The sequence below is a fragment of the Streptomyces subrutilus genome (assembly GCF_008704535.1).
In the GTDB taxonomy this organism is placed as follows: domain Bacteria; phylum Actinomycetota; class Actinomycetes; order Streptomycetales; family Streptomycetaceae; genus Streptomyces; species Streptomyces subrutilus.
This window is the reverse complement of sequence record NZ_CP023701.1, coordinates 2,546,817-2,570,108: the sequence shown is the minus strand read 5'-3', so window position 1 is coordinate 2,570,108 and position 23,292 is coordinate 2,546,817. Positions and strand designations below refer to the sequence as shown.

Sequence of the window (23,292 nt, the reverse complement as noted above, 5' to 3'; positions counted from 1 at the left end):
CCCGCCCGCCCGGAGCACCCCTGCGCACCCCCCCCGTACGCGTCCCCGGGCGGCGGGAAACCGGCGGCGGGAATATCGTGGGCCTACCCGGTACACCCACCGCGCGGGGAGTCGTGCCATGAGCGTCACCACCGAGCAGCCGACGGACCTCCTGCGACGGCAGGACCCGCAGCTCGCCGACATCCTCGACGGCGAGCGGCAGCGCCAGGCGACCACGCTCCAGCTCAGCGCCGCCGAGAACTTCACCTCCCCCGCCGTCCTCGCCGCCCTCGGGTCGGCGCTCGCCAACAAGTACGCCGAGGGCTACCCGGGCGCCCGCCACCACGGCGGGTGCGAGTACGCCGATCTCGCCGAGCGGGTCGCCGTGGAGCGGGCGCGGGCGCTGTTCGGCGCCGAGCACGCCAACGTGCAGGCCCACTCCGGCTCCTCCGCGGTGCTCGCCGCCTACGCCGCGCTGCTGCGGCCCGGGGACACGGTGCTGGCCATGGGGCTCCCGTACGGCGGGCACCTCACCCACGGGTCGCCGGCCAACTTCTCCGGGCGCTGGTTCGACTTCGTCGGGTACGGGGTGGACCCCGCGACCGGGCTCGTCGACTACGGGCAGGTGCAGCGGCTGGCCCGCGAGCACCGGCCCAAGGCCATCGTCTGCGGATCGATCTCCGCGCCCCGCCACCCCGAGTACTCGGCCTTCCGGGAGATCGCCGACGAGGTCGGGGCCTTCCTGATCGCCGACGCCGCCCACCCCATCGGGCTGGTGGCCGGCGGGGCCGCCCCCAGCCCCGTCCCCTACGCCGACGTCGTGTGCGCGACCACGCACAAGGTGCTGCGCGGACCGCGCGGCGGCATGATCCTGTGCGGCGCCGAGTTCGCCGAGCGCATCGACCGGGCGGTGTTCCCCTTCACCCAGGGCGGCGCCCAGATGCACACCATCGCGGCCAAGGCCGTGGCCTTCGGCGAGGCCGCCGGACCGGCCTTCAGCGGATACGCCCACCGGGTCGTCGGCAACGCGCGGACGCTGGCCGACGCCCTCGCGGACCACGGCTTCGCGATCACCACCGGCGGGACCGACACCCACCTGATCACCGCAGACCCCGCGGCGCTGGGCGTCGACGGCCCGACCGCCCGCGGCCGGCTGGCGGCGGCGGGGATCGTGCTGGAGACCTGCGCCCTCCCGTACGGGGACCAGCGCGGCATCCGGCTCGGCACGGCCGCGGTGACCACCCAGGGAATGGGGGAGGCGCAGATGCTCCGGATCGCGGCCCTGTTCGCCGACGCCCTGCGCGGGGAAGCCGCGAAGACCCGCGCGGAGGTCAACGAACTGGGACGGGGATTTCCCCCGTACGGGGATCAATAGGGCAAGAGGGGTGTACCGCAACCGGAATACGGCCACCTCGCGTCCTAGGCAGGGGGGACATCGCAGCTAATGTGTGGGGCTGAGATGGCCGGCGATACATCTGGGGCAGCCCGTGCGTGAATATCTGCTGACGCTTTGCGTCACGGTCGCGGTGACCTACCTGCTGACCGGGCCCGTGCGGAAGTTCGCGATCGCGGCCGGGGCCATGCCGGAGATCCGCGCCCGCGACGTGCACCGCGAGCCCACGCCGCGGCTGGGCGGCATCGCCATGTTCGGCGGACTGTGCGCGGGACTGCTGGTCGCGGACCACCTGCACAACCTCAACGGCGTCTTCGAGCTGTCGAACGAGCCGCGGGCCCTGCTCTCCGGAGCGGCCCTGATCTGGCTGGTCGGCGTGCTCGACGACAAGTTCGAGCTGGACGCGCTGATCAAGCTCGGCGCCCAGATGATCTCCGCGGGCGTGATGGTCATGCAGGGCCTGACCATCCTGTGGATCCCCGTTCCGTGGATCGGGACGGTCCCGCTCACCCAGTGGCAGGGCAACCTGCTCACCGTGGCCCTCGTGGTGATCACCATCAACGCGGTGAACTTCGTGGACGGCCTCGACGGCCTGGCCGCCGGCATGGTGTGCATCGCCGCCGCCGCGCTCTTCCTCTACGCGTACCGGATCTGGTTCGGGTACGGCATCGAGGCCGCGGCCCCCGCGACCCTCTTCGCCGCGATCCTGATGGGCATGTGCCTGGGCTTCCTGCCGCACAACATGCACCCCGCCCGCATCTTCATGGGCGACTCCGGATCGATGCTCATCGGCCTGGTGCTGGCCGCCTCCGCGATCTCGATCACCGGCCAGGTGGACCCGGACGCGATGGCCCTGTTCGCGGGCGGCGAGCGCAACGCGACGCACGCGATGCTGCCCGTCTTCATCCCGCTGCTGCTGCCGCTGACCATCATCGCGATCCCGATGGCCGACCTGATCCTGGCCATCGTGCGGCGCACCTGGAACGGCCAGTCGCCCTTCGCTGCCGACCGCGGACACCTCCACCACCGGCTGCTGGAGCTCGGGCACTCGCACAGCCGCGCGGTGCTGATCATGTACTTCTGGTCGGGGCTGATCGCCTTCGGGGCGGTCGCGTACTCGGTGCACTCCGCCTCGATGTGGATCGTGCTGGCCATCGCCGCCCTGAGCGCCCTCGGCCTGATCCTGCTCCTGCTGCCGCGCTTCACGCCGCGCGCCCCGCACTGGGCGGAGGGTCTCGTCCCGCCGCGCTACCGGCACGCGGAACGGGCCGCCGCCGCGGCGGAGGCGGCCGCCCTGGAGACCACGGGGCGCGAGCCGGAGTTCGCGAGGCCGATCGCGGCGGGAGTGTCCGGCGTCAACGGAGCGACTGCCGTAGGCCCCCGTTCGCGCTTCCCCGACCGGCGTAAGGCTGAATCCACGCGCTGACCGGTGGAGGGCATGTCGGACATGGATGCCCTTTACCAGACAAGCCAGTTGGCTGTCGCGCACACACGCGCAGGGTCACTCTCATGTGTGACAGTGAGCACACCCTACGGGTAAAGCTCTCATCAAATACTTTGTGATACCGTTCACTAAACCCGGCGACAGAGCCGAAGGACCGTAGTGCGACGGTCCATTGGCCCGAGGTCCTCACTCGGACCGGGCTTACGCTCGTCCCGTACGAGTCCCTTGCCCCCACACCACCAAGCGGAGCAAACCGCCATGCGGTCAGATGACGTCCGATCCCTCCTGCAAGCCGCTGTACCCACCGCTGCCGCCGGCGCTATCGCAGCCGTCGTCAGCGCGTTGGTCGCCGGCGGCAAGGGCGCTCTCGGATCCGTCGTCGCGACGCTGGTCGTGATCCTCTTCATGGGCATCGGATTCGTCGTTCTGCAGCGCACTGCGAAATCGTTGCCGCACCTGTTCCAGGCCATGGGGCTCATGCTCTACACGGCCCAGATCCTGCTGCTCTTCGTCTTTGTCGCAACGTTCAAGAACACGACGCTGTTCAACCCCAAGGCCTTCGCCATCACGCTCGTGGCCACCACCCTGGTGTGGATCGCCGCGCAGGCGCGTGCTCACATGAAGGCCAAGATCCTCTACGTCGAACCGGACCCGGTGAAGGGCGATACGCCCGACAAATCGGGACCGACGTCGTGAGGGGTAGGGGCGGCATAAGTGCGTGGTTGGGATGCTGCTATCGTCCAGTGCCATCTGCGGCGCTGCGGGCGCGGGCATCTGAGCTGACGCCTGTTCCAACGCGAGGCTCAATGCCTGACCGTCGCCCCCACATCCGTAACACCAGTCCAGTGCCGAACAGCGGCTGTGCGCCGCGCCGACACAACGAGGTTGCCGTACCTATGCGCCACGCTGAAGGAGCCCGCGGTGAGTGCTGACCCGACGACGGTGCTCGCCTTCGAGACCGACTGCCACATCTTCGACGGTTGTGGCTTCCCGGCTCCCGGCCTGCACTCGTTCCTGTTCCAGCCGATCTTCGGCGACGGGGACAGCAACACCTACTTCAACAAGACGATGCTGCTGGCCCTGCTCGGCACGGTCGTCATCGTCGGCTTCTTCTGGCTGGCCTTCCGCAAGCCGAAGGTCGTCCCGGGCAAGCTGCAGATGGTCGCCGAAGCCGGTTACGACTTCGTGCGCCGCGGCATCGTGTACGAGACGCTGGGCAAGAAGGAGGGCGAGAAGTACGTCCCCCTGATGGTCTCGCTGTTCTTCTTCGTCTGGATCCTGAACGTCTGGTCGATCGTCCCGCTGGCCCAGTTCCCGGTGACGTCGATCATCTCGTACCCCGCCGCCCTCGCGGCGATCGTGTACGTGATCTGGATGAGCGTGACGTTCAAGCGTCACGGCTTCGTCGGCGGCTTCAAGAACCTGACGGGCTACGACAAGTCGCTCGGCGCGGTCCTGCCGATGGTCATGGTCATCGAGTTCTTCTCGAACGTCCTGGTCCGCCCGTTCACCCACGCGGTCCGACTGTTCGCGAACATGTTCGCCGGTCACACCCTGCTGCTGCTCTTCACGATCGCCAGCTGGTACCTGCTGAACGGCATCGGGATCGCCTACGCCGGCGTCTCGTTCGTCATGGTCCTGGTGATGACCGCTTTCGAGCTCTTCATCCAGGCGGTCCAGGCGTACGTCTTCGTCCTCCTGGCCTGCAGCTTCATTCAGGGCGCGCTCGCCGAGCACCACTGACCACTCGCCCCTGAGTCCCTTATTCGTCCGGTGGCCAACCCCCACCGGTCCGTGAAAGAGAAGGAAGAACTGGCATGTCCCAGACCCTTGCTGCCGTCACCGGCTCCCTCGGCTCCATCGGTTACGGCCTTGCGGCCATCGGCCCCGGCGTCGGCGTCGGCATCATCTTCGGTAACGGCACCCAGGCTCTCGCTCGTCAGCCCGAGGCGGCCGGTCTGATCCGCGCCAACCAGATCCTCGGCTTCGCCTTCTGTGAGGCGCTCGCCCTCATCGGTCTGGTCATGCCGTTCGTCTACGGCCCGTGATCTTCGGATTCACGACCAGTCCACTAGACGAAAGGCACTGAAGTGAACCTCCTGGTTCTCGCGGCTGAGGGTGGGGAAAACCCCCTCATTCCGCCGATCCCCGAGCTCGTCATCGGTCTGATCGCCTTCGTCATCGTCTTCGGCTTCCTCGCGAAGAAGCTCCTCCCGAACATCAACAAGGTTCTGGACGAGCGCCGCGAGGCCATCGAAGGCGGTATCGAGAAGGCTGAGGCCGCTCAGACCGAGGCCCAGAGCGTGCTGGAGCAGTACAAGGCCCAGCTCGCCGAGGCCCGGCACGAGGCCGCGCGCCTGCGCCAGGAAGCGCTGGAGCAGGGCACTGCGCTCAAGGAAGAACTGCGCGCAGAGGGCCAGCGGCAGCGTGAGGAGATCATCGCTGCCGGCCACGCCCAGATCGAGGCCGACCGCAAGGCCGCCTCGCACGCACTGCGTCAGGACGTGGGCAAGCTCGCCACCGACCTGGCCGGAAAGCTCGTCGGCGAGTCCCTGGAGGACCACGCCCGGCAGAGCCGCACGATCGACCGCTTCCTCGGCGAACTTGAGGAGAAGGCGGCGTCGAACGGGGCCGCCCGATGAACGGAGCGAGCCGCGAGGCACTGGCCTCCGCGCGCGAGCGCCTCGACGCACTGACGGACAACACGTCCGTCGACGCGTCGAAGCTCGCCGGTGAGCTGGCTGCCGTCACCGCGCTGCTCGACCGTGAGGTCTCGCTGCGTCGGGTCATCACGGACCCGGCGCAGTCCGGCGAGGCCAAGGCCGAGCTGGCCGGGCGCCTGCTGAACGGACAGGTCGGCGGGGAGACCCTCGACCTGGTGTCCGGCATGGTCCGGTCCCGCTGGTCGCAGTCCCGCGACCTGGTGGACGCGCTGGAGGCGCTGGCGGCCACCGCCGACCTCACGGCCGCCCAGCAGGGTGCCGCGCTGGACAACGTCGAGGACGAGGTCTTCCGCTTCGGCCGGATCGTCTCTTCCAGCACCGAGCTGCGCGCCGCGCTCACCGACCGTGCGGCCACCGCCGCCGCCAAGAGCCAGCTGCTGCGCAGCCTGCTCGGCGGCAAGGTGAACCCGGTCACCGAGCGTCTCGTCATCCGTCTTGTCACGCACCCGCGTGGACGTAGCCTGGAAGCGGGACTGGAGTCCCTGTCCAAGCTCGCCGCCGAGCGCCGTGACCGCATGGTCGCCACCGTGACCAGCGCGGTTCCGCTCAGCGACGTGCAGAAGCAGCGTCTCGGTGCGGTACTGGCCACGCTGTACGGCCGCGCGATGCACCTGAACCTGGACGTGGACCCCGAGGTCCTCGGCGGGATCTCGGTGCGCGTCGGCGACGAGGTCATCGACGGCACCATCGCGGACCGCCTCGCCGAGGCGTCCCGCCGCATGGCCGGCTGACCAGCCACCAATAGAACAACGCATTCCTAGCGGCCCGGTTGGGCCGTGCAGAACTTGCAGAAGATTCCTGGGGGTCGCCCCCAGACCCCTAAGAAGCTTCAGGCCCAACAAGGAGAGCAGGGAACCCAGATGGCGGAGCTCACGATCCGGCCGGAGGAGATCCGGGACGCACTGGAGAACTTTGTCCAGTCGTACCAGCCGGACGCGGCCTCGCGCGAGGAGGTCGGAACGGTCAGCGTTGCCGGCGACGGCATCGCGAAGGTGGAGGGCCTGCCCTCCGCCATGGCGAACGAGCTGCTGAAGTTCGAGGACGGCACCCTCGGTCTCGCCCTCAACCTCGACGAGCGCGAGATCGGTGCGGTCGTCCTCGGCGAGTTCAACGGGATCGAGGAGGGCCAGCCGGTGCAGCGCACCGGTGAGGTGCTCTCGGTCGGCGTCGGCGAGGGCTACCTCGGCCGCGTCGTCGACCCGCTCGGCAACCCGATCGACGGTCTCGGCGAGATCGCGACCGAAGGCCGCCGCGCCCTCGAACTGCAGGCCCCGGGCGTCATGGTCCGCAAGTCGGTCCACGAGCCCATGCAGACCGGCTACAAGGCGATCGACGCGATGGTGCCCGTCGGCCGCGGTCAGCGTCAGCTGATCATCGGCGACCGCCAGACCGGCAAGACCGCCCTGGCCGTCGACACGATCATCAACCAGCGCGACAACTGGCGCTCTGGCGACGTGAACAAGCAGGTCCGCTGCATCTACGTCGCCATCGGCCAGAAGGGCTCGACCATCGCGTCCGTTCGCGGCGCCCTGGAAGACGCCGGCGCGCTCGAGTACACGACGATCGTCGCCGCCCCGGCGTCCGACCCGGCCGGCTTCAAGTACCTGGCGCCGTACACCGGCTCCGCCATCGGCCAGCACTGGATGTACGCCGGCAAGCACGTCCTGATCATCTTCGACGACCTGTCGAAGCAGGCCGACGCCTACCGCGCCGTGTCGCTGCTGCTGCGCCGCCCGCCGGGCCGCGAGGCCTACCCGGGCGACGTCTTCTACCTGCACTCCCGTCTGCTGGAGCGCTGCGCGAAGCTCTCCGACGACATGGGTGCCGGTTCGATGACCGGTCTGCCGATCGTCGAGACCAAGGCGAACGACGTGTCGGCGTTCATCCCGACCAACGTCATCTCCATCACCGACGGCCAGTGCTTCCTGGAGTCCGACCTGTTCAACGCGGGCCAGCGCCCGGCGCTGAACGTCGGCATCTCGGTCTCCCGCGTCGGTGGCTCCGCCCAGCACAAGGCCATGAAGCAGGTCTCCGGCCGTCTGCGCCTGGACCTCGCCCAGTACCGCGAGCTGGAGGCGTTCGCCGCCTTCGGTTCCGACCTGGACGCCGCGTCGAAGGCCTCGCTGGAGCGCGGCAAGCGCCTGGTCGAGCTGCTCAAGCAGGGCCAGTACCAGCCCATGCCCGTCGAGGAGCAGGTCGTCTCCGTCTGGGCCGGCACCACCGGCAAGATGGACGACGTTCCGGTCGCCGACATCCGTCGCTTCGAGTCGGAGCTGCTGGAGCACCTGCGCCGCGAGCGCAAGGACCTCCTCACCTCCATCGCCGACGGCGGCAAGATGTCGGACGACACCCTGTCCTCCATCGCGGACGCCATCGCCGGCTTCAAGCGGCAGTTCGAGACCTCGGACGGCAAGCTCCTCGGCGAGGACGCGCCGGCCGTCAACGTCTCCAAGTGACGACGGAAGGGACCTGACTCATGGGAGCGCAGCTCCGGGTCTACAAGCGTCGCATCCGTGCCGTCACGGCGACCAAGAAGATCACCAAGGCGATGGAGATGATCGCCGCCTCGCGCATCGTCAAGGCGCAGCGCAAGGTGGCGGCATCGATGCCGTACGCGACCGAGCTCACCCGTGCGGTGACCGCGGTGGCGACGGGCTCGAACACCAAGCACGCCCTGACCACCGAGGTCGAGGCGCCGGTGCGCGCCGCGGTCCTGCTCGTCACGAGCGACCGCGGTCTGGCCGGCGGCTACTCCGCCAACGCCATCAAGCAGGCGGAGCGGCTCACCGAGCGGCTCCGCGGCGAGGGCAAGGAGGTCGACACGTACATCGTCGGCCGCAAGGGTCTGGCCTACTTCGGCTTCCGCGAGCGCAAGGTCGCGGACTCCTGGACCGGCTTCACCGACAGCCCGGCCTACGCCGACGCCAAGCGCGTCGCGGGGCCGCTGATCGAGGCCATCCAGACGGAGACGGCCGAGGGCGGCGTCGACGAGCTGCACATCGTCTTCACGGAATTCGTGTCGATGATGACGCAGAACGCGGTCGACGGCCGGATGCTGCCGCTCAGCCTCGACCAGGCCGCGGAGGAGACCGGTGCGAAGGGCGAGATCCTTCCGCTGTTCGAATTCGAGCCGTCGGCGGAGGACGTCCTCGACGCCCTCCTGCCGCGCTACGTCGAGAGCCGCATCTACAACGCACTGCTGCAGTCGGCCGCTTCCGAGCACGCCGCCCGCCGTCGTGCGATGAAGTCGGCCACCGACAACGCCGGGGACCTCATCAAGAGCCTCTCCCGGCTTGCCAACGCGGCCCGCCAGGCCGAAATCACCCAGGAAATCAGCGAGATCGTCGGTGGCGCGAGCGCCATGGCTGACGCGACCGCGGGGAGTGACAAGTAATGACGACCACTGTTGAGACGGCCGCCGCCACGGGCCGCGTCGCCCGGGTCATCGGCCCGGTCGTCGACGTGGAGTTCCCCGTCGACGCCATGCCCGAGATCTACAACGCGCTGAAGGTCCAGGTCGCCGACCCGGCCCAGGACGGCGCGCTCAAGACGCTGACCCTGGAAGTCGCCCAGCACCTGGGCGACGGCGTGGTCCGCACCATCTCCATGCAGCCCACCGACGGTCTGGTCCGCCAGGCCCCGGTGACCGACACGGGCGAGGGCATCACCGTCCCGGTCGGCGACTTCACCAAGGGCAAGGTGTTCAACACCCTGGGCGAGGTGCTGAACTACCCGGAGGAGAACGCCAACGTCACCGAGCGCTGGCCGATCCACCGCAAGGCGCCCCGCTTCGACGAGCTCGAGTCGAAGACCGAGATGTTCGAGACCGGCGTCAAGGTCATCGACCTCCTCACCCCGTACGTCAAGGGTGGAAAGATCGGTCTGTTCGGTGGTGCCGGTGTCGGCAAGACCGTTCTGATCCAGGAAATGATCTACCGCGTCGCCAACAACCACGATGGTGTGTCGGTCTTCGCGGGCGTCGGTGAGCGTACCCGTGAGGGCAACGACCTCATCGAGGAGATGGCCGACTCCGGCGTCATCGACAAGACGGCGCTCGTCTTCGGCCAGATGGACGAGCCCCCGGGCACCCGTCTGCGCGTCGCCCTGGCCGGTCTGACCATGGCGGAGTACTTCCGCGATGTGCAGAAGCAGGACGTGCTGTTCTTCATCGACAACATCTTCCGGTACACCCAGGCGGGTTCCGAGGTGTCGACCCTGCTCGGCCGCATGCCCTCCGCGGTGGGTTACCAGCCGAACCTGGCCGACGAGATGGGTCTCCTCCAGGAGCGCATCACCTCGACCCGTGGTCACTCGATCACCTCGATGCAGGCGATCTACGTCCCCGCGGACGACCTGACCGACCCGGCGCCGGCGACCACCTTCGCCCACCTCGACGCGACGACGGTTCTCTCCCGTCCGATCTCCGAGAAGGGCATCTACCCGGCCGTGGACCCGCTGGACTCGACGTCCCGCATCCTCGACCCGCGGTACATCGCGGCGGACCACTACGCCACCGCGATGCGCGTCAAGGGGATCCTGCAGAAGTACAAGGACCTCCAGGACATCATCGCGATCCTCGGTATCGACGAGCTGGGCGAAGAGGACAAGCTGGTCGTCCACCGCGCCCGTCGCGTCGAGCGGTTCCTGTCGCAGAACACCCACGTGGCGAAGCAGTTCACCGGCGTGGACGGTTCGGACGTGCCGCTGGAGGAGTCGATCACCGCGTTCAACGCGATCTGCGACGGTGACTACGACCACTTCCCCGAGCAGGCGTTCTTCCTGTGCGGTGGCATCGAGGACCTGAAGGCGAACGCCAAGGAGCTGGGCGTCTCCTGATCCGGCGCGCTCCGCGAGGGGCGCATCCGGTTCGCAGGTTTTCCGGAGAGGGGCGGGTGTGTCCCGTCCCTCTCCCCACGCCCATTAGAATTTGACCCAACACCCGGCCGACCCGCCGGGTGGTGACCCGAGGAGCCACCTTGGCTGCTGAGCTGCACGTCGAGCTGGTCGCGGCGGACCGCAATGTCTGGTCCGGCGAGGCCACCCTTGTTGTCGCCCGCACCACGTCCGGCGACATCGGCGTCATGCCCGGTCACCAGCCGCTTCTCGGTGTGCTGGAATCGGGCCCTGTGACCATCCGCACCAGCGAGGGCAACACGGTCATCGCGGCGGTGCACGGCGGTTTCATCTCGTTCGCGGACAACAAGCTGTCCCTGCTGGCCGAGATCGCCGAGCTCGCGGACGAGATCGACGTCCAGCGTGCGGAGCGGGCACTGGAGCGCGCGAAGTCGGAGGCCGACGCGGCCGCCGAGCGTCGCGCTGATGTCCGGCTGCGCGCCGTAACGGGCTGAACACCCGTCGGAGTACCAACCGCTGAGCTCCGGAGGGCGACTTCCGGGGCACGGCAGACCTCAGCCGCGGTCCGTTCTGGAATTTTCCAGACCGGGTCGCGGCTGAGGCGATGCAGGTCCGTTTTTTCTCATGCGGGATTCGATGAGCGAGGAGGTCGGTGAAGATGCTCCTCGCTCTGCTTGTGAGCGGCCTGGTCGTAGCCCTGGTGGTGATCGGGCTGTTTGTCTTCGGGCTGCGCCGGAGGCTGATCCAGCGGTCCGGCGGCACCTTCGACTGCAGTATGCGCTGGGGCGTGCCCGACGAGCCCGACAGCTCCGGCAAGGGCTGGGTGTACGGGGTGGCGCGCTACAGCGGTGACCGGATCGAGTGGTTCCGGGTGTTCAGCTACGCGCCTCGGCCGCGCCGGCTGCTGGAGCGTTCCTCCATCGAGGTGGTCTCCCGCCGCGCCCCCGACGGCGAGGAGGAGCTGGCGCTGCTGTCCGACGCGATCGTGCTCGGAGCCCTCCACCGGGGGACGCGCCTGGAGCTGGCGATGAGCGAGGACGCACTGACCGGCTTCCTGGCCTGGCTGGAGGCGGCGCCGCCCGGGCAACGGGTGAACGTGGCCTGACGCGGCCGCCCCGCCGCCCGGACCGGGCGGCGGAGCGGCCACGTGAAGAAGCCGGGGAGACGGGGGCGGACCCGTCTCCCCGGCTTCGTCTGTCACCGGCTCCGTTCAGTGGGGGTTACTGGAGCCCGGTGTGGATGGCGTTGGCGAGCTCACCGTTGGTGGTGTCGCCGCTGAACTCCCAGAAGAAGGCGCCCTTGAGGCCCTGGCTCTTGGCCCAGGCCATCTTCGAGACGACCGTGGCCGGGGTGTCGTAGCTCCACCAGTTGCTGCCGCACTTGGCGTAGGCGGTGCCGGCGATGGTGCCGGTGGACGGGCAGCTGGCCTTGAGCACCTTGTAGTCCTCGATGCCGGGCTCGTACGTGCCCGGGGCCGGTCCGGTGGCGGTGCCGCCGGGGGTCGCCTGGGTGACGCCGGTCCAGCCGCGGCCGTAGAAGCCGATGCCGAGGTTCAGCTTGGAGCCGGGGATGCCCTTGCCCTTGAGCTTGGTGATGGCGGCCTCGGAGTTGAAGCCGTCCTGGGGGATGCCGGGGTAGGCGGTGAGCGGGGAGTGCGGGGCCGTCGGGCCCTGCGCCGCCCAGGCGCCGAAGAAGTCGTAGGTCATCACGTTGTAGAAGTCGACGTACTGGGCCGCGCCGCCGTAGTCGGCCGCGTCCAGCTTGCCGCCGTTGGCGCCGTCGGCCGAGATGGCCGCCGTGACCAGGTTGTTCGAGCCGAACTTGCCGCGGACGGCCTGCATGAGGTTCTTCAGGGAGGCCGCGCCGCTGGTGTCGCAGGTCAGGCCGCAGGCGTTCGGGTACTCCCAGTCCAGGTCGATGCCGTCGAAGACGTCGGCCCAGCGCGGGTCCTCCACCAGGTCGTAGCAGGACTGGGCGAAGGCGGCCGGGTTGGCGGCGGCCTGGCCGAAGCCGCCGGACCAGGTCCAGCCGCCGAAGGACCACAGGATCTTGATGTTCGGGTACTGGGCCTTCAGCTTGCGCAGCTGGTTGAAGTTGCCGCGCAGCGGCTGGTCCCAGGTGTCGGCCTTGCCGTCGACGCTCTGGTCGGCGGTGTAGGCCTTGTCGTAGTCCGCGTAGGAGTCACCGATGGTGCACTTGCCGCCCTGGACGTTGCCGAAGGCGTAGTTGATGTGGGTGATCTTCGCGGCGGTGCCCGAGGTGACCAGGTTCTTCACGTGGTAGTTGCGCTGGTAGACGCCCCAGTTGGTGAAGTAGCCGAGCTTGACCTTGGCGCCCGGGTCCGGGTTGCCGCCACCGCCGCCGGGGGTGGTGACCGACAGGGTGCCGGAGGTCGGGCCGGTCTGGTCGGCGGTGTCGCGGGCGATCACCGAGTAGCCGTACGCCGTGCCCTTGGTCAGGCCGGTGTCGGCGTACGTGGTGCCGGTGACCGTGGCGATCTTGGTGCCGCCGCGGTACACGTCGTAGTTCTTGATGCCCTTGTCGTCGGTGGCCGCGGACCAGGCGAGGGTCAGCGAGGTCTCGGTGACGTTGGAGGCGGTGGGGGTGCCGGGCGCGGAAGGTGCGTTGTCGCCGGGCTGGGTGGTGCCGTCACAGGCGGCGCCGTTGATCTTGCAGCCCGAGGGGGCGCCGGTGCCGGCTCCGTTGAAGCCGAAGCTGATGCTGGCACCGGGGGAGAGGGTGCCGTTCCAGCCGAGGTTCTTGCCCGTCCAGTGCGTGCCCGAGCCGGTGACGGTGGCGTCCCAGGCGGAGGTCACGGAGGTGCCGGCCGGGTAGTCCCACTCCACGGTCCAGCTGGTGAGGGTGGTGGTGCCGGTGTTCTTCACCGTCCACTTGCCCTCGAAGCCGGAGCCCCAGTCGGATGCCTTGGTGAACGTCGCGGTCGCGGACGTGGCGGCCTGCGCGGGGCCGGCCAGGACGACGAGCCCGGTGACGGGCACGGCGAGCGCGGCCACGATCGCCGCGACCCGGGTGAAGAACCTGGTGCGCCTGGTGCGGGGTGGAGATGCTGTGCTCAAGGGTGTTCCTCCGTAGGTCCGTCGGTGCCGTGGGGCCGGCATCGACATGGGGGTGGGACCTGCGCCGCCCGTGAGCACGCTTTGTCATGGCACGCTCACCACAGTGTTCCGGTGAGCGTAGAAAGGTCTGGACCAACCGTCAAGAGGTCCAGACCTGACAGAGTGATCCGTCCGGCGCGGGCGGCGGGTGCGGGGCCTCGGTAGCGTGACCGCACCAATCGCCATCTCGGGGGAGCAGCAGAAACCATGTCCAAGACCCAGCAATTGAAGGAACTGGGAAAGTTCCTCATCGCACGCCGCGGCGAGATCACCCCGTCCGAAGTCGGCCTTCCCCTCGTCGGTTTCAGGAGAACACCGGGACTGCGCCGCGAGGAAGTCGCCCTGCTCGCCGGAGTGGGCGTCTCCTGGTACACGTGGATCGAACAGGGACGCGCGGAGAACGTGTCCGCGGAAGTGCTGGGTTCGATATCCCGCGTGCTCAACCTGGATTACACACAGCGTCAGTACGTGTGGCGACTGGCCGATCTCACACCCGATCAGAGCGCCGCCCCGAGCAAGCCCGACGCCGCGGTCCTCCAGCCCTACGTGGACAATTGGTCGCCCAATCCGGCGTACATCACCGACCGCGTGTGGAACGTGACGGTCGCGAACCGCTCGGCCCGTGAACTCCTCGCGATGGACGGCGGCACCGGCAACATCCTCCGGGATTTCTTCACCCACCCCGGAACCCGCGCCTCCTATCCCTCCTGGGAACAGGAAGCACCCACCGTGGTCGCCCGCTTCCGGTCTCACGCGGCCCGTTATCCGGGAGATCCGCTGCTCGCCGCGCAAATAGACCGGCTGTGCGCCGAGAGCCCCGAATTCGCGCACCACTGGATCGCCCTGGACGTCCAGGAGGACGCCTGCGGGGTGGACATCCTGCACCACCCGCTGACCGGGTCGATCTCCCTCAAGCGCACCACCCTCGACTTCACCGTGCGCATGGGCCTGCGGCTCACCGTCTTCTTCCCGGTCCCCGGCACGAGCGGACAGCAGTCGATCGAGAAGCTCGCGGCCGAGCCCCGGACGCTCGGCCACCGGCGGGCGGCGTAGGACCCCCGTCCGCGCGGCCGGGCCCGGCCGCGCGGCGACGAACCAGCGAAAAGAGCACCCCCATGCCCCCGGCACCGACCGAACCGGCCACCTCCACCGGACCCGCCGCGGCGACCGCCGCGCGGCGGCTCACCCGGCCCGCCCCGCTGCGCACCCACACGTTCGGCGAGTACCGGGTCACCCACCTGCCCGACGGCCTCGTGCAGCTCCGCCCGACCGGCTGGTTCCCCGGCCTGACGGCGGCCGACACGGCCGCCTTCCCGGACCACCTCGACGCCGACGACTGCCTGGTCGGGGCCATCGGCGGCCTGCTGGTGGAGTACCGGGACCGGGCCCTGCTCATCGACACCGGCTACGGCCCGCGCCGGCTGACGGCCGACCGCACGCACCCCGCGCTCGGCACGCTGGAGGGCGGCGGGCTGCTCGCCTCCCTCACCGAGGCGGGCCTCGCGCCCGGCGGGATCGACACCATCGCCTTCACCCACCTCCACGACGACCACGTCGGCTGGGCCTTCCTCGGAACGGACCGGGGGCCGCTCTTCTCCTCGGCCTCCTTCGTCCTGTCCACGGCCGAATGGCGGGGCGGCGGGGCCGGCCAGGTGCCGCCCGCGCTGCACGAGCGGGTCCGTCCCGCCGCCGACGGGACGGAGGTCTTCCCCGGGGTCACGCTGCGGGAGAGCCCCGGGCACACCGGGGGCCACGCCGGCTACGTCCTGGCCGTCGGCGCCGAAGACGGCGCGGCCGGGGCGGACGGCGGGGCGGACGGCGGGGCGGACGGCGGCGGGGAGCGGGTCGACCGGCTGGTCGTCGCCGGGGACGTGCTGCACTCGCCGCTCCAGGTCGCCCACCCCGAATGGCCCGTGTTCTTCGACGCCGACGCGGCCACCGCGGTGCGGACCCGTACCGCGTTCCTCCGGGACGCCGCCACCGCGGGCACCCTGGTCTACGCGGGGCACTTCGCCGACGTCCTCTTCGGCCGCGTCCGCGCGGACCGGGACACCGGCGGCCACACCTGGGAGCCGCTGGCCTGACGGCCGCAGGCCCCCGTACCGCGACGCCGGTACGCTCCCGCTCCGCACGCGACGGCGGGCCTCCCCACGGCTTCCACGGCCGTGCGGGAGGCCCGCCGTCGGCGTGTGCGGGGCCGGCGCCGCGGACGGCCGCGCACGCTTTTCCCGCACATCCTGTTGGTCCTGGCACTATGTTGCCCGCGCACTGGTTGATCTTCTTGCCGCGTACGAAGCTCTTCACATGTCCAAGACTTCCTCCCCGGATTCACTCCGTATGACGGGCAAGCAGAAGACGATCCTCCTCGTCCTGCTCGGCGCCCAGTTCATGTTCGCGGTCGACTTCTCCATTCTGACCGTCGCCCTCCCCGAGATCGGCGCGGACCTCGGATTCGGACTCGACAGCCTCCAATGGGTCGTCTCCGCATTCGCCCTCACCGCCGCCGGATTCATGCTCCTCTTCGGCCGCATCGGTGACATGGTCGGCCGCAAGAAGCTCTTCCTCGTCGGAATGGCCCTGCTGACCGTCTCGTCCCTGATCGGCGGACTCGCCACCAGCCCCGAGATCATGCTGGCCGCCCGCATCGCCCAGGGCCTCGCCACCGCCATCGTCACTCCGTCCGGAATGGCACTGATCACCACGAGTTTCGAAGAGGGCCCGCTGCGCACCAAGGCGCTCGGCCTCAACGGAGCGCTGCTCTCCCTCGGATTCGCCTCCGGCGCCATTCTCGGCGGCGTCCTCACGGACCTGCTCTCCTGGCGCTGGGACTTCTTCATCAACGTCCCGGTCGGCATCGTGCTGTTCGTCGCCGGCATCGTGGTGATCTCCGAGTCGGTCTCCGACTCACGCCCCAAGCTGGACGTCCCCGGTGCCGTCACGGTCACCGCGGGCCTGCTCGCCTTCGTCTTCGGCATCACCGGCATCGAGCGCAACGGCTGGGCCGCGCCGCAGACCTGGGGCACCCTGCTCCTCGCCGCCGTCCTGCTGGTCGCCTTCTACCTGATCGAGCTGAAGTCCGACGCCCCGCTCGCCCCCGTGGCGATCCTCAAGTCCAACTCCGTCAAGTGGGGCAACCTCGGCGGCCTGGTCACCTTCTCCATGGAGTCGGCCCTCTCCTTCCTGCTCACCCTCTACATGCAGCAGGTCCTCGAACTCAGCGCCTTCCAGACCGGCCTGATGTTCGGCTTCCTCGGCCTCGGCGCCTTCCTCGGCGGCACCTTCGCCTCGAAGATCCTCGCCCGTACCGGCGCCAAGGGCGCCCTCGTCCTCGGCCTGGTCATCCAGGCGGTCATGACGGGCGCGCTGTTCTGGCTCGGTGAGAACAAGACCGCGGGCATCGTCGCCATCCTGGTCACCACCTTCGTGGGCGGCTTCGGCCACGTCCTCGCCATCGTCGCCTACTCCGTCACCGCCACCTCCGGCATCGACGACAGCGAGCAGGGCCTGGCCACCGGTCTGGCCACCATGACCCAGCAGATCGGCTTCACCCTCGGCATCCCGATCATGTCCGCCGTCGCCGCCTCGCAGTACGGCGGACTCACCGACGGCGTCGCCTCGGTGGCCGGAGTCCTGACCGGCACCACCTTCGGCATCTTCGTGGACGGCCTGATCGTCCTCGGCGGCGCCCTGCTGGTCGCGCTCTTCCTGCGCACCGACAGGCCCGCGGCCGCCCCGAGCACCCCGCGGCAGGCCCCGGCGGCCGACGAGCGCCCGCTCGTCGACGCCAAGTAGGCCCCGCCCCCCGCAGATCCGTCCCGATCCGCCCCGATCCGTACGGTACACACGGAAGGAACGACCCCGATGGCGATCCCGGCCGCGGCCGAGAGCCGCACCACCCGCGAGCCGCTGCACTTCGACAACGTCTCGGACTACCTCGGCGCCCCCGAGCGCCGGTTCTTCGGCGAGGGCTACAAGCGGGCCCGCCACCGCCCGGCCGCGCTCACCTCCGGCCGGGACGCCGCCACCGGGGCCGCCCCCACCGTGACCGGCACCGCGGCGGTCACCTACCCGGCCGACTGGTCCCGCAAGGGCGCCGTCGACCAGAAGCCCCACCTGTCCACGATCGACGTCCTGCTCCTGGGCGTCCAGCTCACCGAAGCCCTGCTGGCAGGCCACCGCGGCCTCACCGACGAGGACTTCCGCGGCTCCTGGCTGCGCCGCGTCCGCATCAAGGCCGGCGCGGTGCCCGTCGAGGACGACCTGGACGCCGTCCCGGTGGCGGCCTCACTCACCGGCGAGCGGCCCTCGCCCGACGCGGGCCGGACCGTGTCCCTCGTGGACGCCGTCGTCGGCGCCCTGACCGTCCGGGTGGAGCTCGACCACCCGGACGTGCGCCGGGCCCCCGCCCCGGCCCCCGACGCGGGGCGGGCCGACCGCCCCTTCGGCGCCGCCCACCGGCAGCGCCGGCAGAGCGTCGAGGACGTGCGGGTCGCCCCCGGCCGGGGCCGCGCCACCGCGGCGGTCCGGCTGACCGCGTGGGACGCGGCCGCGGCGCCGGGCTCCGGCACCGAAGGCGGCCACCAGCCGTCCGCCGGCCTGATCGACGCGTTCGTCGTCGCCCTCCAGCTCGGCCAGGTCCTGCTCTACGAACTGGACGGGGTGAGCCGCGCCGACTCCGACACCCTCTGGATGCGCTCCACCCTGCTGGAGGCCTCCTCCCCGCACCGCCCGCCGGCGGCGCCGGACGGCGGACCCCACCCGGTCGCCGCGGAACTGCGCGACGCCACCCGGCTCACCACCCGGCGCGGCGAGACCTGGCGCCGGGCCGACATCGCCGCGGAACTCGCGGGCGTCAGCGTCGTCTGCTCGGTGGCCCACCGCCTCCCCGCCTGAGACCGCCCCCGCCCCGCTCCGCCCCACTCCACCGCTCCACCCCGAACCCAGACGAGGAACACCATGAAGCTCGCCATCGCCGGCACCTACTCCGTCGGCAAGACCCTCACCACGATGGCCGTCGCCCACCTCACGGGCCTGCCGCGGTCCTCCGCGAAGACCATGCGGGAGCTGCTGCCCATCTCCATCCCCGGCAAGACGCTGGAGGAGTGCACCCCGGCCGAGCTGATCATGCTGATCATGCGCCGCAACCAGGAGCGCGCGGTCAACGAGTCGCACCTGCCCCACGGCTTCGTCTCGGACGGCTCCTCGCTGCACGAGTGGGCCTACGGCACCGTCCGCGTCCTCGTCGGCATCAACCCGAACGACTCCGTGAACCTGGACACCGTCGAGGTCGGCGAAGAAGTCCGGTTCTACGGCAAGGTGCTGGAGCAGATGGCCGTCCCGGCCAAGCAGCACGCCAAGGCGGCCTACGACTCCTTCGTCCACCTGCCCATCGAGTTCCCGCTGGTCCAGGACGGCCACCGGCCCGTGAACGAGCGCTTCCGCTCGCTCGCCGACGAGCTGATGCTCAAGACCCTCGACGAGCTGAACATCCCGTACCACAGCGTCGGCGGCACCATCCCCGAGCGCCTCCAGAAGATCATCGACATCTACGGCATCCGCCCGGTCGTGAGCATCGAGGAGGCCATCGAGCGGGCGCAGCAGGAGTACGCGCAGCTCGACACCACCAGCGAAGTCGACCGCGTCGCGGCCTGACCCCCACAGGCCCAGGCCCCCGGAACCCCGACGCCACGGGGCACCGAGGAGCACGAGAGCGGCGGACGGGGCCGGATGCCCGGCCGCTCGGCTGCCCGGCCCCGTCCGCTCCCACCCACACCCAGCAACTGGAGGATCCCCATGCCTGCGGCCGTTCTCGGAGGACTTGGCACCTACCTTCCACCCCGTCGCGTCTCCAACGAAGAGCTCGCCGACCGTTTCGACACCTCCGACGAGTGGATCCGCACCCGGACCGGCATCCGGCAGCGCCGGTGGGCCGACACCGGCCAGTCGACCGGAGACCTCGCCACCGAGGCGGGCCACCGCGCGCTGAAGTCGGCGGGCCTGGACCTCGGGGCCGACGTGGACCTGGTCGTGCTGGCCACGACCACCCCCGACCACCCCTGCCCCGCCACCGCACCCGACGTCGCGGCCCGCCTCGGCCTCTCCCGGGCCGCCGCCTACGACATCTCCGCCGTGTGCTCCGGCTTCGTGTACGCCCTCGAAGTGGCGTCCAACGCCCTGCTGGCCGGCCGGGCCCAGACCGCCCTGGTCATCGGCGCCGAGACGTACTCCACCATCCTGAACCCGCAGGACCGCACCACCTCCGTCATCTTCGGCGACGGCGCCGGAGCCGCCGTGCTGCGGCGCGGCGAGGCGGACGAGCCGGGCGCCTTCGCCGGATTCGACCTCGGCTCCGACGGCAACGACAAGGACCTCATCTGCATCCCCGACGGCGGATCCCGCCAACGGGCCACCCACCAGGAGCCCGGCGACGACGGCCGCTACTTCACCATGCAGGGCAAGAAGGTCTTCGCCAGCGCCGTGCGCCGCATGAGCGAGTCCTCCGCCGCCCTCCTGGACCGCGTCGGCTGGCCCGTCGACAGCGTCGACCACCTGGTCGGCCACCAGGCCAACGTGCGCATCCTGCGGGCCGTCGCCGAGCAGATCGGCATCGAGGCGGCGCGCGCCGTCATCGACATCGACCGGGTCGGCAACACCTCCGCCGCCTCGATCCCGCTGGCCCTCGCCGAGGCCTCGTCCGCCGGGACCGTCGCCCCCGGCGACCGGGTGCTGCTCACCGCCTTCGGCGGCGGCCTCACCTGGGGCTCGGCGGCCCTGACCTGGCCCGACATCACCGCCTGCTGAGCGCGGCGGGCCCGCCCCGGCGCCACCCGCGCCGCATCGGCTCCCGCAGCCGCACCGGCGCCCGTCGCGTACCCCGGCCCCACCCCGACCGAACCGTTCCGTCCACCAAGGAGACCGTCCATGACCACCGCAACCGCCACCCCCGTCGCCGCCCTGACCGAGGTCATCCTCGACGTGCTCGTCACCAAGTACGAGGCACCCGCCGGCACCACCCCCGACACCGAGTTCGAGCGCCTCGGCTACGACTCGCTCGTCCTCGTCGAGGTCGCCGTCGACCTGACCCGGCGCTTCGGCGTCGAGATCACGGACGACGAGCTCCACCAGGCCGGGACCACCGCGAAGGCCGCCCGCGTCCTGGCCGACCGGGGCGTGCGCGCCTGACCGCCCGACGGCCCCTTCGACCGGTGCGGCCGCGGGACCGGCCCGTCCCGCCGCGACCCGCGGCCGCACCCCCTCCGTACGGGCCGCAGCCGCGCCCGTACCCGCCCCCTGGGCGACACCGCCCGCACCCGCCCGCACCACCGATCCCGGGAGGCCCGGCATGACCCGCGCCGCGTTCTTCGACGTCGACCACACCCTCACCACCTCGGCGGGCCTCTTCCGGTTCCTCTCGTACTGGTACGCCGCCACCGGCCGCCCGCCCCACCACTCCGCGCGGGAACGCCAGCGCCTCAAGGCCATGACGGCCGCCGGAGTCAGCCGCGAAGAGACCAACCGCAGCTACGTCGGCCTGTACGCCGGAGCCGACCGCGGGCTGATCACCCGGCTCGCCCGGGACTGGTTCCGCGCCGAGCTGAGCGCGGGCGGCCACTTCAACGAGCCCGTGCTGAGCGCCCTGCACCGGCACCGGGCGGCCGGCGACCTCGTCGTCCTGGTCTCCGGCTCCCTCCCGGCGCTGCTGGAGCCGCTGGCCGACCAGGTCGGCGCCCACCACATCCTGTGCACGGAGCCGGAGACCGACCCGGCCACCGACACCTACACCGGCCGACTGGTGCGCCGCCCCCACCAGCCGATGATCGGCCGGGCCAAGGCCGACGCCGTACGCCTCTTCGCCGCCGCCCACCGCATCGACCTCGCGGCCTCCACCGCCTACGGCGACCACGTCTCCGACGCGCCGCTCCTGGAGACCACCGGCCGGGGCGTGCGCGTCGGCTGCGACCCGGTGCTGCGCCAGCTCGGCGCCCGCGCCGGCTGGGGGTACCTGCCGGGCGCCCCCGACCCCCGCCCGCTCCCGCTGCCGCGGCCCGTCGCGGCCGCGGCCGCCCGCACCCCCGAAAGGCTCGTCCCGTGACGTCCGCCACCGCGCCCGACGCCCCCGCCCCCGCCGCCGTGCGAGCCCCCGCGAAGATCGCCGTCGTCGGCGCGTACGGCGCCGGCAAGACCAGCCTCATCCACGCGGCCGGTGCGGCCACCGGACTGCCGTCCGCGCACGGCACGCCCATGCGGGACCCGGCCGGCGGCGCGGCGAAGCCACTGGAGGAGGCCACCGAGCCCGAGCTCGTCCAGCTCGTGGTGCGCCGCCTCACCGAACGGGTCCTGGCCGAGGCCGCCCTGCCCGGCGCGTTCCTCTCCGACGGCTCGCTGCTGCACGAGTGGGTGTACGCCACCGTCCGCCTCGCGGTCGGCCTGCACCCCGGCCCGGACGTCCCGTACGAGGCCGTCCGGGCCGGCGCGGGCCCGTACCGGGAGGTGCTCGACCACCTCGGCCGCGAGGTCCTGCACCGCGCCCTGTCCGGCTACGACGCCTTCGTGCACCTGCCCGTCGAATTCCCGCTGGGCGATCCGGTCCCGCCCATCAGCGAGCACTTCCGGGCCCTGTCCGACCGGTTGCTGCTGGACACCCTGGAACGCGCCGGCGCCACCGTCCACACCGTCACCGGCCCCCCGCCGCAGCGGCTCGCCGCGCTCACCGCGCTGATCGAAGCCCGGCCGCGAGCCGTCCGGCCCCGTCCACTGCCCTCCCCGCCCCCGCCCCCGACACCGGAAGACCACCGCATGCACGCCATCGGCATATCCCAGTACGGCGCACCCGAGGTCCTCGCCCTCGTCGAGCGGCCCCGGCCCTCCGCCGCGCCCGGCGAGGTCCTCGTCCGCGTCCTCGCCGCCGCCGTCAACCCGACCGACCTGATGCTCCGCAGCGGCGAACTCGGCCCGTACGTGGCCGCGTTCGCACCGCCCCACACCCCGGGCATGGACGCCTCGGGGGAGGTCGTGGAGGTGGGGCCGGGCGTCACCGACCTCGCGCCGGGCGACCGGGTGATGGCCTTCGTGAACCCGTTCACCGCGGCCGGCGGGGCCCAGGCCGAGTACGTCGCCGTCCCCGCCGGGCACGCGGTGCGCCTGCCCGACGAACTGCCGACGCGGGAGGCCGCCGGCCTGCCGATGAACGGCCTCACCGCCCACCAGGCCCTGGCCCTGCTCGACCTGGCGCCCGGCGCCACGCTCGCGGTCACCGGCGGCGCCGGAGCCCTGGGCGGCTACGCCGTCGAACTGGCCCGGCACCGGGGACTGCGGGTCCTCGCCGACGCCGCCGACGCCGACCGCGCGCTGCTGGAGCGGCTCGGCGCGGACGTGGTCGTCCCCCGCGGAGCCACGCCCGAGGCGACCGCGGCCGCCTACCGGGCCGCGGCGCCGGACGGGGTCGACGGGCTCGTCGACGCGGCCGTGCTCGGCGCGCCCGCCCTCGACGCCGTCCGGGACGGCGGGGCGCTGGTGAAGTGCCGCCCGTACGAGCTGCCCGAGACCCGCGGCATCCGCGTGCACCAGGCCTTCGTCGTCGACCACCCGGACAAGCGGGCCGCCCTCGCCGAGCTCGCCGCGCTGGCCGCTGGGGGAGCGGTGACCCTGCGCACGGCCGCCCTGCTCCCGGCGGCCGAGGCGGCCCGCGCGCACGCCCTGCTGGAGCGCGGCGGCGTCCGCGGCCGGCTGATCCTTACCTTCTGAGGACGCCGCGGCGCACCGGGGCCCGGCCGGCCGGGCCCC

General features: G+C 71.1%; 22 protein-coding genes. 21 read left to right on the top strand and 1 reads right to left on the bottom strand.

The window, feature by feature from the left end; genetic code table 11:
* The first annotated feature begins 118 nt into the window (after positions 1–118).
* The 12 genes from CP968_RS10925 (at position 119) to CP968_RS10870 (ending at position 11,498) form a co-directional block, all read left to right on the top strand.
* A complete protein-coding gene (locus CP968_RS10925; protein ID WP_150517831.1) occupies positions 119–1,354 on the top strand; it encodes a serine hydroxymethyltransferase in 1,236 nt (411 codons plus the stop codon).
* A gap of 100 nt (positions 1,355–1,454) precedes the next feature.
* Positions 1,455–2,798, top strand: a complete 1,344-nt coding sequence (locus tag CP968_RS10920; RefSeq protein WP_189828867.1) for an MraY family glycosyltransferase — start codon at positions 1,455–1,457, stop codon at positions 2,796–2,798.
* Positions 2,799–3,074: 276 nt separating this feature from the next.
* Positions 3,075–3,512, top strand: a complete 438-nt coding sequence (locus CP968_RS10915) for a Cg1360 family ATP-synthase-associated protein (RefSeq protein ID WP_150517829.1) — start codon at positions 3,075–3,077, stop codon at positions 3,510–3,512.
* Between the two features lie 210 nt (positions 3,513–3,722).
* The gene (gene atpB / locus CP968_RS10910) at positions 3,723–4,559 is read left to right on the top strand and encodes a F0F1 ATP synthase subunit A (RefSeq protein WP_167536926.1); all 837 of its coding nucleotides are present in this window, start codon (positions 3,723–3,725) and stop codon (positions 4,557–4,559) included.
* A 74-nt stretch (positions 4,560–4,633) separates the two neighbouring features.
* Entirely contained in the window at positions 4,634–4,864 is a 231-nt protein-coding gene (gene atpE / locus CP968_RS10905; RefSeq protein WP_030768902.1) for an ATP synthase F0 subunit C, read from the top strand.
* Positions 4,865–4,906: 42 nt separating this feature from the next.
* Entirely contained in the window at positions 4,907–5,458 is a 552-nt protein-coding gene (locus CP968_RS10900; RefSeq protein ID WP_150517827.1) for a F0F1 ATP synthase subunit B, read from the top strand.
* A complete protein-coding gene (locus tag CP968_RS10895) occupies positions 5,455–6,270 on the top strand; it encodes a F0F1 ATP synthase subunit delta (protein WP_150517826.1) in 816 nt (271 codons plus the stop codon). Before CP968_RS10900 ends, CP968_RS10895 begins: the two co-directional genes overlap by 4 nt.
* Before the next feature lie 129 nt (positions 6,271–6,399).
* Positions 6,400–7,995 carry a F0F1 ATP synthase subunit alpha gene (gene atpA, locus CP968_RS10890; RefSeq protein ID WP_150517825.1) on the top strand — a complete coding sequence of 532 codons (1,596 nt, stop codon included), beginning with the start codon at positions 6,400–6,402 and terminating at the stop codon, positions 7,993–7,995.
* Positions 7,996–8,015: 20 nt separating this feature from the next.
* The gene (locus CP968_RS10885; protein WP_150517824.1) at positions 8,016–8,933 is read left to right on the top strand and encodes a F0F1 ATP synthase subunit gamma; all 918 of its coding nucleotides are present in this window, start codon (positions 8,016–8,018) and stop codon (positions 8,931–8,933) included.
* Positions 8,933–10,375 carry a F0F1 ATP synthase subunit beta gene (gene atpD / locus CP968_RS10880; protein ID WP_150517823.1) on the top strand — a complete coding sequence of 481 codons (1,443 nt, stop codon included), beginning with the start codon at positions 8,933–8,935 and terminating at the stop codon, positions 10,373–10,375. Before CP968_RS10885 ends, atpD begins: the two co-directional genes overlap by 1 nt.
* A 140-nt stretch (positions 10,376–10,515) precedes the next feature.
* Positions 10,516–10,887 carry a F0F1 ATP synthase subunit epsilon gene (locus CP968_RS10875; RefSeq protein ID WP_030660309.1) on the top strand — a complete coding sequence of 124 codons (372 nt, stop codon included), beginning with the start codon at positions 10,516–10,518 and terminating at the stop codon, positions 10,885–10,887.
* A gap of 164 nt (positions 10,888–11,051) precedes the next feature.
* Positions 11,052–11,498 (top strand): DUF2550 domain-containing protein, encoded by a 447-nt coding sequence (locus tag CP968_RS10870; RefSeq protein ID WP_150517822.1) that lies wholly within the window; start codon positions 11,052–11,054, stop codon positions 11,496–11,498.
* A 115-nt stretch (positions 11,499–11,613) separates the two neighbouring features.
* On the opposite strand, the gene CP968_RS10865 is transcribed toward CP968_RS10870, so the two are convergent.
* The gene (locus tag CP968_RS10865; protein WP_229886118.1) at positions 11,614–13,470 is read right to left on the bottom strand and encodes a glycoside hydrolase family 18 chitinase; all 1,857 of its coding nucleotides are present in this window, start codon (positions 13,468–13,470) and stop codon (positions 11,614–11,616) included.
* 246 nt (positions 13,471–13,716) lie between these two features.
* Between CP968_RS10865 and CP968_RS10860 the strand changes: the two genes are divergently transcribed.
* The 9 genes from CP968_RS10860 (at position 13,717) to CP968_RS35550 (ending at position 23,253) form a co-directional block, all read left to right on the top strand.
* A complete protein-coding gene (locus tag CP968_RS10860; RefSeq protein ID WP_150517820.1) occupies positions 13,717–14,562 on the top strand; it encodes a helix-turn-helix domain-containing protein in 846 nt (281 codons plus the stop codon).
* A gap of 62 nt (positions 14,563–14,624) precedes the next feature.
* Positions 14,625–15,593 carry an MBL fold metallo-hydrolase gene (locus CP968_RS10855; RefSeq protein WP_150517819.1) on the top strand — a complete coding sequence of 323 codons (969 nt, stop codon included), beginning with the start codon at positions 14,625–14,627 and terminating at the stop codon, positions 15,591–15,593.
* 253 nt (positions 15,594–15,846) lie between these two features.
* Positions 15,847–17,301 carry an MFS transporter gene (locus CP968_RS10850; protein WP_150517818.1) on the top strand — a complete coding sequence of 485 codons (1,455 nt, stop codon included), beginning with the start codon at positions 15,847–15,849 and terminating at the stop codon, positions 17,299–17,301.
* A gap of 69 nt (positions 17,302–17,370) precedes the next feature.
* Positions 17,371–18,402 (top strand): AvrD family protein, encoded by a 1,032-nt coding sequence (locus CP968_RS10845; protein WP_150517817.1) that lies wholly within the window; start codon positions 17,371–17,373, stop codon positions 18,400–18,402.
* Between the two features lie 63 nt (positions 18,403–18,465).
* Positions 18,466–19,161 carry an AAA family ATPase gene (locus CP968_RS10840; protein ID WP_150517816.1) on the top strand — a complete coding sequence of 232 codons (696 nt, stop codon included), beginning with the start codon at positions 18,466–18,468 and terminating at the stop codon, positions 19,159–19,161.
* A gap of 141 nt (positions 19,162–19,302) precedes the next feature.
* Entirely contained in the window at positions 19,303–20,310 is a 1,008-nt protein-coding gene (locus tag CP968_RS10835) for a beta-ketoacyl-ACP synthase III (protein WP_150517815.1), read from the top strand.
* A 120-nt stretch (positions 20,311–20,430) separates the two neighbouring features.
* The gene (locus tag CP968_RS10830) at positions 20,431–20,691 is read left to right on the top strand and encodes an acyl carrier protein (RefSeq protein ID WP_150517814.1); all 261 of its coding nucleotides are present in this window, start codon (positions 20,431–20,433) and stop codon (positions 20,689–20,691) included.
* A 160-nt stretch (positions 20,692–20,851) separates the two neighbouring features.
* Positions 20,852–21,601: an HAD family hydrolase gene (locus tag CP968_RS10825; protein WP_150517813.1), complete on the top strand. Its 750-nt coding sequence runs from the start codon at positions 20,852–20,854 to the stop codon at positions 21,599–21,601.
* On the top strand, positions 21,598–23,253 hold the full coding sequence (locus tag CP968_RS35550; RefSeq protein ID WP_167536788.1) for an alcohol dehydrogenase catalytic domain-containing protein: 1,656 nt from the start codon (positions 21,598–21,600) through the stop codon (positions 23,251–23,253). The genes CP968_RS10825 and CP968_RS35550 overlap by 4 nt, the downstream gene beginning before the upstream one ends.
* Positions 23,254–23,292: the final 39 nt, after the last annotated feature.

What these genes read in the sequence shown, in the direction of transcription:
- CP968_RS10855 (WP_150517819.1), top strand. Translation starts at nt 14,625, where the DNA reads ATGCCCCCGGCACCGACCGAACCGGCCACCTCCACCGGACCCGCCGCG.
- atpA (WP_150517825.1), top strand. Translation starts at nt 6,400, where the DNA reads ATGGCGGAGCTCACGATCCGGCCGGAGGAGATCCGGGACGCACTGGAG.
- CP968_RS10925 (WP_150517831.1), top strand. Translation starts at nt 119, where the DNA reads ATGAGCGTCACCACCGAGCAGCCGACGGACCTCCTGCGACGGCAGGAC.
- CP968_RS10835 (WP_150517815.1), top strand. Translation starts at nt 19,303, where the DNA reads ATGCCTGCGGCCGTTCTCGGAGGACTTGGCACCTACCTTCCACCCCGT.
- CP968_RS10895 (WP_150517826.1), top strand. Translation starts at nt 5,455, where the DNA reads ATGAACGGAGCGAGCCGCGAGGCACTGGCCTCCGCGCGCGAGCGCCTC.
- atpE (WP_030768902.1), top strand. Translation starts at nt 4,634, where the DNA reads ATGTCCCAGACCCTTGCTGCCGTCACCGGCTCCCTCGGCTCCATCGGT.
- CP968_RS10850 (WP_150517818.1), top strand. Translation starts at nt 15,847, where the DNA reads ATGACGGGCAAGCAGAAGACGATCCTCCTCGTCCTGCTCGGCGCCCAG.
- CP968_RS10885 (WP_150517824.1), top strand. Translation starts at nt 8,016, where the DNA reads ATGGGAGCGCAGCTCCGGGTCTACAAGCGTCGCATCCGTGCCGTCACG.
- CP968_RS10915 (WP_150517829.1), top strand. Translation starts at nt 3,075, where the DNA reads ATGCGGTCAGATGACGTCCGATCCCTCCTGCAAGCCGCTGTACCCACC.
- atpD (WP_150517823.1), top strand. Translation starts at nt 8,933, where the DNA reads ATGACGACCACTGTTGAGACGGCCGCCGCCACGGGCCGCGTCGCCCGG.
- CP968_RS10825 (WP_150517813.1), top strand. Translation starts at nt 20,852, where the DNA reads ATGACCCGCGCCGCGTTCTTCGACGTCGACCACACCCTCACCACCTCG.
- CP968_RS10870 (WP_150517822.1), top strand. Translation starts at nt 11,052, where the DNA reads ATGCTCCTCGCTCTGCTTGTGAGCGGCCTGGTCGTAGCCCTGGTGGTG.
- CP968_RS10860 (WP_150517820.1), top strand. Translation starts at nt 13,717, where the DNA reads ATGTCCAAGACCCAGCAATTGAAGGAACTGGGAAAGTTCCTCATCGCA.
- CP968_RS10845 (WP_150517817.1), top strand. Translation starts at nt 17,371, where the DNA reads ATGGCGATCCCGGCCGCGGCCGAGAGCCGCACCACCCGCGAGCCGCTG.
- CP968_RS10830 (WP_150517814.1), top strand. Translation starts at nt 20,431, where the DNA reads ATGACCACCGCAACCGCCACCCCCGTCGCCGCCCTGACCGAGGTCATC.
- CP968_RS10840 (WP_150517816.1), top strand. Translation starts at nt 18,466, where the DNA reads ATGAAGCTCGCCATCGCCGGCACCTACTCCGTCGGCAAGACCCTCACC.